The 12175-nt window shown below is 65.6% G+C and carries 6 protein-coding genes and 3 pseudogenes; 7 read left to right on the top strand and 2 right to left on the bottom strand.

Annotated elements, in window-relative coordinates:
• The first annotated feature begins 133 nt into the window (after nt 1–133).
• From ACFQS4_RS02420 to ACFQS4_RS02410, 3 genes and pseudogenes are all read left to right on the top strand, one after another.
• Nucleotides 134–1123, top strand: a complete 990-nt coding sequence (locus tag ACFQS4_RS02420) for an AI-2E family transporter (RefSeq protein ID WP_497902121.1) — start codon at nt 134–136, stop codon at nt 1121–1123.
• A 90-nt stretch (nt 1124–1213) separates the two neighbouring features.
• Nucleotides 1214–2019: pseudogene (pheA, locus tag ACFQS4_RS02415) on the top strand (prephenate dehydratase).
• Between the two features lie 89 nt (nt 2020–2108).
• Nucleotides 2109–2528, top strand: coding sequence for an Hsp20/alpha crystallin family protein (locus ACFQS4_RS02410; protein ID WP_497902120.1), 420 nt, complete (start codon nt 2109–2111; stop codon nt 2526–2528).
• A gap of 190 nt (nt 2529–2718) precedes the next feature.
• Here the strand turns inward: ACFQS4_RS02410 and ACFQS4_RS02405 are convergent, their stop codons facing one another.
• The gene (locus ACFQS4_RS02405; protein WP_497902119.1) at nt 2719–3180 is read right to left on the bottom strand and encodes a hypothetical protein; all 462 of its coding nucleotides are present in this window, start codon (nt 3178–3180) and stop codon (nt 2719–2721) included.
• 144 nt (nt 3181–3324) lie between these two features.
• Nucleotides 3325–3672, bottom strand: coding sequence for a hypothetical protein (locus tag ACFQS4_RS02400; RefSeq protein ID WP_497902118.1), 348 nt, complete (start codon nt 3670–3672; stop codon nt 3325–3327).
• A gap of 267 nt (nt 3673–3939) precedes the next feature.
• Between ACFQS4_RS02400 and leuS (ACFQS4_RS02395) the strand changes: the two are divergent.
• From leuS (ACFQS4_RS02395) to ilvA, 4 genes and pseudogenes are all read left to right on the top strand, one after another.
• Nucleotides 3940–6602, top strand: a pseudogene (gene leuS, locus ACFQS4_RS02395) (leucine--tRNA ligase).
• Between the two features lie 248 nt (nt 6603–6850).
• The gene (leuS, locus tag ACFQS4_RS02390; RefSeq protein WP_497902117.1) at nt 6851–9805 is read left to right on the top strand and encodes a leucine--tRNA ligase; all 2955 of its coding nucleotides are present in this window, start codon (nt 6851–6853) and stop codon (nt 9803–9805) included.
• Between the two features lie 318 nt (nt 9806–10123).
• Nucleotides 10124–10879: a YqjF family protein gene (locus tag ACFQS4_RS02385; protein WP_497902116.1), complete on the top strand. Its 756-nt coding sequence runs from the start codon at nt 10124–10126 to the stop codon at nt 10877–10879.
• A 76-nt stretch (nt 10880–10955) separates the two neighbouring features.
• Nucleotides 10956–12175 (top strand): annotated as a pseudogene (ilvA, locus tag ACFQS4_RS02380) (threonine ammonia-lyase).

Below are 12175 nucleotides of genomic sequence, written 5' to 3'. Positions count from 1 at the left end.
CCCGATTACCCAGCAGTAATCGGATCTTCACGCAGGCGCCTTCGGCGAGGGCTGGGTCGCTGCTCTCGGCGGGACCGCCTCGGCCTGTACCTGCTGCCACCGCTTTTAACCCCCTCCCCGTTGAGTTCGAGGTGTGAACCGATCGAGAGGGACGCTGCTCGTTCTCATCACCGTCCTCCTGCTGTTGTCGGCGCAACTCGTCCTCCCGTACATCCAGTACGTGCTGGCCGCCGTTCTCCTCGCGTTCGTGCTGACGCCAGCCCAGCGTCGCCTGGAGCAACGAACGTCGCCCGCTATCGCCGCGTTTTCGCTCGTCTTGCTGGCCCTGCTTCTCGCCATCGTCCCCGTCGTGATCGTCGTGGCGTACGTCTTTCGCGACGCCCGCGCCCTCGTCGAAGGCGCCGACGCCGATTCGCTTCCGCTTGAGCCCTTCCAGTCGGTCGCCGAGCGATTCGGGGTCGACCTCGAGTCGACGGCCATGGAGTGGGCCCGAACCGCGGGACAGACGCTCCTGGAACGGAGTCCGGAACTGCTGGCGGGGCTCACGCACACGGCCATCGGCATCGGCGTGGCGCTCTTCTTGCTGTACTACCTCCTCCGAGACGGCGACTCCTTGCTCCGGTGGCTTCGGGAGGTGACGCCGCTTCCGGACGCCGTCCAGACCGACCTCTTCGACTCACTCGAGAACGTGACGTGGGCGGTGCTGGCCGGTCACGTCCTCATCGCGCTGGTCCAGGGCGGACTGGCGGGAATCGGCCTGTTCGTCGTCGGCATCCCGAACTCGCTGTTCTGGACGGTCATCATGATCGTCCTCTCGCTGATTCCGATCGTCGGTTCGTTCCTGGTCTGGGGCCCCGCTGTGGTCTACCTGCTCCTGATCAACCAGCCGGCGTTCGCGATTGGGCTGGCGATCTACAGTACCATCATCGTCGGTCTTTCGGACGACTACATGCGACCGATCGTCGTCGACCGCTACGCCGAACTCAACCCGGCCGTGATCATTATCGGCGTCCTCGGTGGCGTCACTGCCTTTGGGTTCATGGGGCTGTTCTACGGCCCCATCGTCCTCGGTGCGCTCGTCGCCACGCTCGAGATCTTCAGCGACGATTACGGGTCGCTCTAGCGTCGAGTCAAAAGTGGAGATGGCCGACTGCGAACTCGAGAAATCACCACCTTCGGCACGCTTTTCGGGGTTCGACTCCCACCTGCGGATATGACAGCCGTCACGCTCGGCCCCGAGGGGACGTACTCACACCGTGCGACGCGAGCGATCGACGACGACGTCGTCTTCCGCCAGTCGGTCACCGACATCGTCGCCGCCGTCGCCGCCGGCGAGTTCGACCGCGGGGTAATCCCCATCGAGAACAGCATCGAGGGGAGCGTCACCGAGAGCCAGGACGCCCTCGCGGAGTACGATGTCGCCGTCGTCCGCGAGATCGTCACGCCGATCCGCCACGCCCTGCTTGCACAGGGGCCGAACTTCGACACCATCGCCAGCCACTCCCAGGCGCTCGCCCAGTGTCGCGCCTACCTCGAGTCCGAGTACCCCGATGCGACCCTCGAGGCCGTCTCGAGCACGGCCCAGGGCGTCGAATACGCCCGCGAGAACCCCTCCGTCGCGGGCATCGCCCACCCCGCCACGGCGGGCGACGACCTCGAGGTCCTCGCCGCCGACATCCAGGACCAGACGTCGAACGCGACGCGGTTCTTCGCACTCGCACCCGCCTCCGAGCGTTCGGAGGCCGGCGGGAAGACCTCGCTCGTCGTCTATCCGAACGCGAACTACCCCGGACTGCTCCTCGAACTCCTCGAGCCGTTCGCCGACCGCGACATCAACCTGAGCCGAGTCGAGTCCCGCCCAAGCGGCGAGCGACTCGGCGATTACGTCTTCCACATGGACGTCGACGCCGGCCTCTACGAGGAACGTACCCAGGAGGCTCTCGCCGACCTGGAGTCCCTCGCCGAGAGGGGTGGGTTCGCCGCCTGGGGTCGTACGACCTCGAGCACGTCGTCGACTGAGAATCGCGAGATCCGCTCGACACGACCCTGCCAGTTCTGTCGTCCTCGCCGGGGCACAATTTATCCTCTTCGAGCGCCTATCGACTCGCATGCGACGCAATCCGTTCGACGACCTCGAGGAGATGCTCAACCGAGTCAGCAAGCAGATCGAAACGGGCGTCGGCGGTAACGGCCTCTCGTTTCCGGGTTCGGTCGCTGTCGATGTGGCCGACCACCGCGACGAGTACGTCGTGACAGCCGACCTCCCTGGCTTCGAGACCGAGGACATCGAGCTGACTCTCGTCGAGGGGACGCTCCGCCTCGAGGCCGAACAGGAGACCGACCGCACCGACGAGCACGATCGCTACCTCCGCCGGGAGCGGTCGCACAAGTCGGTCAGTCGACGGCTCCACCTCCCCGAACCGGTCGACGAGGAGTCGATAAAGGCCAACTACAACAACGGCGTGCTGACAGTCACGCTGCCGAAATTGCAGGAGAGCGACGATTCGAAACGCATCGACATCGACTAGGAAACCGCGGATTCAGGCGTTCTCGAAGCGTTTTCATCCAAAAATACGTGCTCGAGCCGTCGGCCTCTCTCGAGCGGGGTGCTGGCGATTCGCGAGTACCGACGGAGGAATATTGACGTGGCGAGGATCGACGCGGGCGTATCGACCGCAAATCCAGAGAGGATCCGGTGACCGGGGTCTGGCCGCCGATTCAGACGAGGACTGCATCAAATGCCTCCAGCCGTTCGATCCGGAAGGCCGCTTCGGTCGTACGAATGACGAACACGTGAGGGCGTTTACCGTGTTCCTCCTGGTAGGGCCGATACGCGAGATCGCGAACGTCGCTCAGAAGGGTCTGAAAGGAGGACCCTCCAGTTTGGGTGCACGCTTCGGCCCCGTCGTTGCGGATCGCGAAGCGAACGAGGCGCTTCGATTCCTCGGTGAGGAACTCGTACGCGACGGTAGCGGTACCGTACCTCGACTCGACGTCCGTTCTCGAGAGTTCTAGCGCTCCCCATGCCCACTCGTCTTCACAGCGGCCACGCTCTCGAAGCCACTCGGGCGGGTCCTCGACCGTCGCCGGCTCGTTCTCGGCCTCGTCGGCGCTCGAGAGACAGCCGGAACCGAGCGAGGTGCAAGCGAGAACCCCGACGAGCACGCGGCGCCGTTGCATGGACGTCTGTTTCCGCGGTACTCGAGAAAAACGTTCGGATCAAACGACACGTTTTGTCGAGTTAAACGATACGCCTGGCCGGGTCGGATGCACTCGAGCGGACGACGCGTTTCGACGGCGAAACGGGAAATCGCTCCGGACGGGTCAGATCGGCACGCCGAACGCGCCGACGCCGAGACCCAGGATCGCGTTGAGCACGAACAGAATCACTAGCGCCGACAGCCAGGCGATCACGCCGATGGCTGCGGCGGTCACCCAGCCGCCGGGGTAACGCCAGTTGATCACGGCGATCCAGACGATCAGGGCGATGATCGGCCCCAGGAGCGGAATCCACGAGGTGAGCGCCCAACCGATGGCGCCGACGATGGCCGTCACGATCGCGTGCTCGTAACTGTGAGCGTCGACGACGACGCTTGCGGCGAGGTAAATCGCCAGGCCGCCGACCAGCAGTGCGACGATGAACGCGACCAGTGCGCTGATGAGTGGTGCCATTGTGGTCCGTGATTCCACCGGCGAACGTATATAAAACCGCGACGGTTGCATCGGATTTTGCTCGTTCCATCTCGTTCGAACCTTCCTGCCGACGTATAGCGGTTTCACTCTCGAGAACGGTCCCACTTCGTCCCCTCGAGCTGGTTCGAAACCGAACCGGAACGGAACCCCTGCTTCGGGCGCCCGCCTCGAGGCGAGCGGGAACCGTCCGTTTGTCCACCAATGGAAAGGTATAGAACCTCGCCTCCGCCAATCCTATATAAGCAAATGAGCGACTCGGGATACGACCACGCGACGGTCGAACGACGCTGGCAGGAGGCGTGGGACGACGCGAACGTGTACCGAACGCCCGACGACGTCGAGGATCCGACGTACGTCCTGGGGATGTACCCCTACCCCTCGGGCAAACTCCACATGGGCCACGTTCGAAACTACACGATCACCGACGCCTACGCCCGCTACCGACGGATGCGCGGCGACGACGTGCTCCACCCGATGGGGTGGGACGCCTTCGGCCTCCCGGCCGAGAACGCGGCCAAGGAGCGCGACACCAACCCGCGCGACTGGACGTTCGACTGCATCGACACCATGCGTGGGCAGATGGAATCGATGGGATTCGGCTACGACTGGGGCCGCGAGATCACCACCTGCACCCCCGAGTACTACCGCTGGAACCAGTGGCTGTTCACCCGCTTCCACGAGGAAGGGCTGGTCGAACGCCGCGACGCCGAGGTCAACTGGTGTCCCCACTGCGAGACCGTCCTGGCCGACGAGCAGGTCGAGGGCGAGGCCGAACTCTGCTGGCGCTGTGACACCCCCGTCGAGACCCGCGAACTCGAGCAGTGGTTCCTCCGAATTACGGAGTACGCCGACGAGTTGCTCGAGGCCATCGACGACCTCGAGGGTGGCCGAACTCGGTCCGACAGATGCAGCGCAACTGGATCGGTCGCCAGCACGGGACCGAACTCGATTTCGAAATCGAAGACCACGGGGACGTCCGGGCATTCACGACCCGCGTCGACACGCTCTTCGGCGCGACCTTCTTCGCGCTCGCTCCGGACCACCCGATCAGCCAGGAACTGGCCGAGGAGGACGAGGAGGTCCGCCACTTTGTCGAACACGAGGCCGATCCCGAGGGCGACGAGCCGAACGGCGTCGCCACCGACCTGTCCGCCACCAACCCAGCCACGGGCGAGGAGATTCCGGTCTACGTCGCCGACTTCGTCCTCTCGGACGTCGGGACCGGCGCGCTGATGGCCGTGCCGGGCCACGACGAGCGCGACCACGCGTTCGCGACGAAGATGGGCGAGGACATCGTTCCCGTCGTCGCTCCCGAACCGGAGAACTGGGATGGCGAGTCCGTGCCCGACGCACCGGACGTGAGTGGGGAAGCCTACACCGACGACGGGGCCCTCGTCAACTCGGGCGAATACTCGGGTCTCGACAGCGAAACCGCACGCGAGCGCCTGACCGAGGATATCGAGAGCGCCGAGCACGCCACCCAGTACCAGCTCAGAGACTGGGGCATCTCGAGGCAGCGCTACTGGGGGACGCCGATTCCGGTCGTCCACTGTGAGGAGTGTGGCCCCGTAATGGTTCCCGAGGAGGATCTGCCCGTCGAGTTACCGGAGTTCATCAACACCACCGGGAACCCGCTGGACGCCGCCGAGGAGTGGAAGGAGACGACCTGTCCCGACTGTGGCGGTCCAGCCGAGCGCGAAACCGACACGATGGACACCTTCGTCGACTCCTCGTGGTACTTCCTGCGGTACGTCTCGCCCGACCTCGAAGATGCTCCCTTCGACCTGGAGCGGGCCAACGACTGGATGCCCGTCGACCAGTACGTCGGCGGCATCGAGCACGCCGTGATGCACCTGCTCTACTCGCGGTTCTTCACGAAGGTGCTCTCCGACCACGAGGGCCTCGAGCACCGCGAGCCGTTCACGAACTTGCTCGCCCAGGGGATGGTCCAGCTCGAGGGTGAGAAGATGTCCAAGTCGAAGGGGAACACCGTCTCGCCCCAGCGGATCGTCGAGGAGTACGGCGCCGACACCGCCCGGCTGTTCATGATGCAGGCCGCTCAGCCCGAGCGCGACTTCGACTGGAGCGAGGAGGGCGTCCGGTCGACCTACGCGTTCCTCACGCGATTGCGGGGGATGGTCCAGGACTACATCGCGGACGCGCCCGCGGGCGAGAACGACGCCGTCGCGAGCTACGTCGAGAGCGAAATCGACGCGACGCTCGCCATCGCCACCGAGAAGTACGACGACCTGACGTTCAACCGCGCGCTTCGCGAGACTCAGGATCTGGTCCGAACGCTCCGCCAGTACGCCGACTACGCCGAACCCTACACCGAGACCTACGAGCGCGGGCTGTCGGCCGTCGTTCGGCTACTGGCCCCGGTCGCCCCGCACCTCGCGGAGGACCTCTACGAGCAACTCGAGGGCGAGGACGGCGGCTTCGTCGTCGAGGCCGACTGGCCGACCGCGACAGTCGACCGCGATCACGTCCAGAAGCGCCGCAAACTCGTCGAGAACACTCGCGAGGACGTCCGCCAGATTATCGACGTGGCCGGCATTGACGACCCGCAGGGGATCGACGTCGTCGTCGCCCCCGACTGGAAGTACGACGCCCTCGAGATCGCGATCGAGAGCGACGCGGACAACCTGATCGGCGAACTCATGCAGGAATCGCACATCCGCGAGCAGGGTGACGCTGCCGCGAGTTACGGCCAGGACCTGCAAGTAGAGCGAGAGGCGCTCTCGACGACGCTCGGCCCGGACGAGGAGCACGCGGCTCTCGAGTCGGCCGCCTGGCTAATCGAACGGGAGTTCGACGCGCCAGTCAGCGTGGTTCGCGCCGAAAACGCCGACGATTCGGTGCTCTCGAACGCGGAGCCAGGCCGGCCGGCGATCGAAATCGAGGAGTAGCGCTCGAGATTTTGAATTACCGAGAGACCGAGCCATCGAGACACCGAACCACCGAGCCGCCGAGAAACCGAGAGACCGGGATTGGTGACAGGCCGCGCCTGTCAACACACTAGCTCTTTGTCCGTCACTCGAGTAAGCGAAAGCATGAGACGACGACTCGACGCCGACTGCGACGGTCAGCCGAAACGGATCCAACAACCGCCAGTAACGCCGTGGCCAATCGCCCGGTCGACCATCGAGGGATCGACGTGAACCGGCACGCTCGAGGCCGGGATTCCCGAACCGCCACCTCAGAGGAGAGCGACGGCTACGAGCCGCAGGAACTCGAGGCGCGCTGGCGCGAGCGCTGGGCCGAGTCGGGCCGGTACGAGGCCGACCCGGACGGCCGCAGTTCGGGAGAAGCAACGTTCGTGACCGTCCCCTACCCGTACCCGAACGGCGGTATGCACATCGGTCACGCGCGCACGTACACCGTCCCCGACGCGTACGCCCGCTACCGTCGTCAGCGGGGCGACAACGTCCTCTTTCCCATCGCGTGGCACGTCACCGGCACGCCCATCATCGGCGCTGTCGAGCGCCTGAAACGTGGTGACGCCCACCAGCTCGACAGCCTGCGAAACGCCTTCGGGGTGCCCGAGTCCGACCTTTGGGACCTCGAGACGCCGATGGGGTTCGCCCGGTACTTCATCGAGAACCACTACGAGGCGGGAATGCGCCGCCTCGGGCTGTCGATCGACTGGCGCCGCGAGTTCACTACCGAAGACGAGCGCTATTCGCGATTTATCGCCTGGCAGTACGAGACCCTGTACGAGCGCGGCCTCCTCGAGAAGGGGCTGCACCCGGTGAACTACTGTACGAACGAGGAACAGCCGGTCACGACCCACGACATCTACGAGGGCGAGGACGCCGAATTCCAGGAGTACTCGCTGATCGCGTTCCACGCCACGAGTGACGACTCGAGCGGAGCGAACGGCGAGGCGGTACCGGGAGCAGAGAGCGAACGCACCGTCTACCCAATGGCGACCCTGCGCCCCGAGACCGTCCGCGGGGTCACGAACGCCTTCGTCGACCCCGACGCGACCTACGCTCGCGCGAGCGTGGACGGCAGGGAGTGGGTCGTCTCCCTCGAGGCGACCGAGAAACTCGCGTTGCAGGCGCGCGAGGTCGAGGTGCTCGAGACCCTCCCGGGGGCCGAGATCGTTGGCACCCGCGTCCGGAACCCCGTCACCGACGAGGAGATCGTCGTCCTCCCGGCCGAGTTCGTCGACACCGACAGCGCTACCGGCGTCGTCATGTCCGTCCCCGCCCACTCGCCCGACGACTGGGTCGCCCTCGAGGCGGCGAAAGCCCGCGCAGGCGACCTGGTCGAGTACGGTCTCGACCCCGAGGCGGTGCGGGCCATCGAACCGCGGGCCGTCCTGGCCGTCGAAGGCTACGGCGAGTTCCCCGCGGCGGACGCCGTCGCCGAGTACGGCATCGAGTCCGCGAGTGACCCCGCCCTCGAGGCGGCGACCGAGGAGCTGTACACCCGCGAGTTCCACCAGGGCGAATTGAACGAGGAATACGGGGAGTTCGCCGGTGCGGTAATCGAGGACGTCCGCGACGACCTCGACGCTCACTACCGCGAACGGGGAGCCTTCGACGCGATGTACGACTTCGCCGAGACGGTCGTCTGTCGCTGCGGCGGGCGCGTCGAGGTCGCCGAACAGGACACCTGGTTCCTGCGGTACAACGACGCAGCCTGGCGCGAGAAGGCCCACCGGGCCGTCGCGAACCTGGACGCGATTCCCGAGAACACCCGCGAGCAGTACGACCACACGATCGAGTGGCTCGAGGAGTGGCCCTGCATCCGCAACTACGGCCTTGGGACGAGACTGCCGTGGGACGACGAGTTCGTCATCGAACCGCTGTCGGACTCGACCATCTACACAGCCTACTACACCATCGCCCACCGGATCCGAGACGTCCCGGTCGAGGACCTCACGCGAGAGTTCTTCGACGCGCTCTTGCTGGGTCCGGAGTCCGTCGACGAGCCGGACGAGCACGCCCTGGAACTTCGCAAGGAGTTCGAGTACTGGTATCCGGTCGACTATCGGTGCTCGGGCAACGACCTGATCTCGAATCACCTGACGTTCTTCCTCTCCCACCACGCCGAACTGTTCGAGCAGGCGAAGTGGCCCCGGGGAATCACCGTCATGGGCATGGGCCTGCTCGAGGGCGAGTCGATGAGTTCCTCGCGAGGGCACGTCGTCCTCCCTGGGGAAGCCATCGACTGCTACGGGGCCGACACCGTACGTTTCTTCTTGCTCAACAGCGCCGAACCCTGGCAGGACTACGACTGGCGGGCCGAGGCCGTCGTCGCGACGCGCGATCAACTCGAGCGCTTCTGGAACCGTGCCGTGGACCTGATCGACGGACCCGCGGGTGAACGTGACCTCGAGCGGATCGATCGCTGGCTCCTCGCCCACCTCCAGGAGACGGTTCGCGAGGTCACCGACGCGATGGACCGATTCGAGACCCGGAAAGCCAGCCAGAGAGCCTTCTACCGCTTCGAGGAGCACCTGAAGTGGTACCGCCGCCGGACGGACCTCGAACGCGCGGGGGCGCGATGGACCCTTCGTACTGTCCTCGAGACGCGACTGCGCCTGCTCGCGCCCGTCATCCCGTTCACGGCGAACGAACTCCACGAGCGACTGACGGGCGAACCAGCCGAGGACGTGCCGTGGCCCGAGTCGGTGCCCGAATTCGAGGACTCGAGCGTCATCGCCGAGGAACGGCTGGTAACGGCGCTGCTCGAGGACGTTCGCGACATCGTCGAGGTGACCGACACCGATCCCGAGACGATCCGCGTCTACGTCGCGGCCGACTGGAAGCGCGAGGTGTTCGGCACCGTCGTGGAAACCGGTCCGGACCAGGGAGCCGTGATGGAGCAGGTCATGCAAAATCCTGCCCTTCGTGAGCGAGGAGGTGCCGTCAACGACCTCGTTGGCGACCTCGTCTCGTTCGTCCGCGAACGCGAGGATGCCGCACTCGAGACGCTCGCCGGAATCGACGAGCGGGCCGTCTACGAGGCGTCCGCGGGTTTCCTCAAGAGCGAGTTCGACGCCGACGTCGTAATCGACGCCGAGGACGCCGATCCGATCGATCCCGCCGACAAGGCGAGCCAGGCCCGACCGTTTCGCCCGGCGATCTACCTCGAGTAGGCCGTTTTACGGGCGATCCTGTCCGTATTCGTTTCGAACTTACTCGTTCGGAGCGGCGGCCTCTGTGCACTCGTTACCGGTCCGGACTCCGCACACTCTCCCGATTCAGGCTCCCGATCGAGTTCGTATAGCGCTTCGATACATTCACCTGAACTAATTGGTTCCTGAGTGATTTATCCCCGCAGGTAACGTAGAGACGTATATGAATAACGCCGCTGCGACCGACCCCTCGCCGCCGACGAAAGCGCTCGGACCCGTCTCGCTCGGGGGGCTCGCCCGACTGTTTCTCGAACGAGAGGTCGCACTCTCGCATCAACCATGACCGAACAGCGAATCCTGCATCCCGATTCGACGACCGCCGAAACGGAACCGGCGTCCCTCCCCTGGCTGCCACACCCCTTCTCGATGGTGTGGCGAGACGGGGCCTTCCTCCACTGGCCCGTCAACCCGGACCGTCTTCGACCGCACGTTCCCGATCGGTTCGACCTCGAGACCTATGAGGACCGGGCCTGGCTCTCGATCGTCCCGTTCGTCCTCGCTCGAGCAGGCGTTCGAGACACGCCGAGCGCGATGCGCGTCACGCGTCCCGAACTCAACCTCCGGACGTACGTTCGCTACCGGGACGTCTCCGGACTGTACTTCTTCAGCATCGACATCGACGGACCATGGCTGGCTTTCCTCGCTCGCAGGGGACTCAACGTCCCCTGCTTCGACGCTCGCCAGCGTGTCGACGGCACTGACGGCCAGGTCGCGTTCTCGAGCGAGCGTGACGACGCCAGCGGTGACTCCGCACGATTCGACGCGGAATACCGACCGATCGCGCCTCCGACTCGAGCGCAGCCCGACTCGCTCACCCACTGGCTCACCGAACGCCGACGGATGCTCGTCCCCTACGGCGATCGAACGCTCGTCGCCGAGATCGCCCACGAACCCTGGTCACTCGCCCCGGCGGAGGTGACGATCCGCGAGAACGACCTATTCGAGGCGGCGGACGTGCCGACGCCCGCGGGCGACCCGCTCGCTCACTACTGCGAGCGACTCGAGATAACGGGGTCGATTCCGCGGTTTCTCTGATCTCGATTTCGGTTCCGGAAGGCGACGGGCGAAACCGAAGGTGAAATACTGCGCGAAACGCAACGATTTTACCGATATGGTCGAGGTCCGCTTCGAAGACGTGCTGGCGGCCCGGGAACGCTTCGACGACGAATCGGTCGTCCGCAAGACACCGCTCGAGTCAAACCGATCGCTGAGCGGAATGGCCGACGCGACGGTGTTCCTGAAGATGGAACACCTCCAGCGAACTGGCTCGTTCAAGACGCGAGGCGCCTACAACAAGCTCGTCCAGGTGGCCGAGGAAGGAACCGTCGACCGCGTCGTCGCCGCCAGCGCGGGCAACCACGCCCAAGGGGTGGCCCTCGCCGCGACCAAGACGGGCCTCGAGTCGACCATCGTCATGCCGAAGAACGCCCCGCAGGCGAAGGTCAACGCCACCCGGAGCTACGGCGGCGAGGTCGAACTCCACGGCAACGACTTCCAGGCGGCGATGGCCCACGCGAAGACGCTCACCGAAGCCGAGAACGTTGGCTTCGTCCACGCCTACGACGACCCCGACATCGTCGCCGGACAGGGGACGCTGGGACTCGAGATCCACGAGGCGCTCCCTGAGGTCGATACCGTCATTGTGCCGATCGGCGGCGGCGGCATGATCGGCGGCATTGCTACCGCGCTCGCCGGCCTCGACCCCGAAATCCGCGTCGTCGGCGTGCAGGCGGATTCCGCCGCGACGGTGCCCGAGAGCCTCGACAAGGGCTTCCCACAGGGGATCGACGATCCGACCACCATCGCCGACGGGATCGCCACGGGCGGCATCTCGGAACTCACCTTCGAGATCATCCGCGAGCACGTCGACGAGGTCGTCACCGTCACCGACGACCAGATTGCCCAGAGCACGCTCGTCCTCCTGGAGCGAGCCAAACAACTCGTCGAGGGGCCGGGGCGGCCTCGGTCGCGGCCCTGCTCTCTCCCGACCTCGACGTCAGCGGCGAGACCGTCGTTCCGGTGCTCGGCGGCGGCAACATCGACATCTCCATGCTCCAGACGGTCCTGGAGCACGCGCTGACCGACCGCGACCAGCTGTTGCGACTGCGCGTCCGCATCGCCGATCAGCCCGGCAAGATGGAGGAAATCTCGGGCGTGATCTCGGACCTCGGGGCGAACATCCGGACGGTCCGTCACGACCGGGCCGTCGGCAATCTTCGAGTGGGGGAGGCCTACCTCGTCTTTCAGGTCGTCACCAGCGGCCGCGAGCACGCCAGGGAGGTCCTCGACGCGATCGAATCGCGCGGGTACGACGCCACTCGAGTCGACTGA

Origin of the sequence: Saliphagus sp. GCM10025317, from assembly GCF_042663665.1 — an archaeon.
Classification (GTDB): Archaea; Halobacteriota; Halobacteria; order Halobacteriales; family Natrialbaceae; genus Natronosalvus.
The sequence above is the reverse complement of the archived record's forward strand: the minus strand, read 5'-3'. Positions and strand labels throughout refer to the sequence as shown.

What these genes read in the sequence shown, in the direction of transcription:
- ACFQS4_RS02410 (WP_497902120.1), top strand. Translation starts at nt 2,109, where the DNA reads ATGCGACGCAATCCGTTCGACGACCTCGAGGAGATGCTCAACCGAGTC.
- ACFQS4_RS02405 (WP_497902119.1), bottom strand. Translation starts at nt 3,180, where the DNA reads ATGCAACGGCGCCGCGTGCTCGTCGGGGTTCTCGCTTGCACCTCGCTC.
- ACFQS4_RS02400 (WP_497902118.1), bottom strand. Translation starts at nt 3,672, where the DNA reads ATGGCACCACTCATCAGCGCACTGGTCGCGTTCATCGTCGCACTGCTG.
- ACFQS4_RS02385 (WP_497902116.1), top strand. Translation starts at nt 10,124, where the DNA reads ATGACCGAACAGCGAATCCTGCATCCCGATTCGACGACCGCCGAAACG.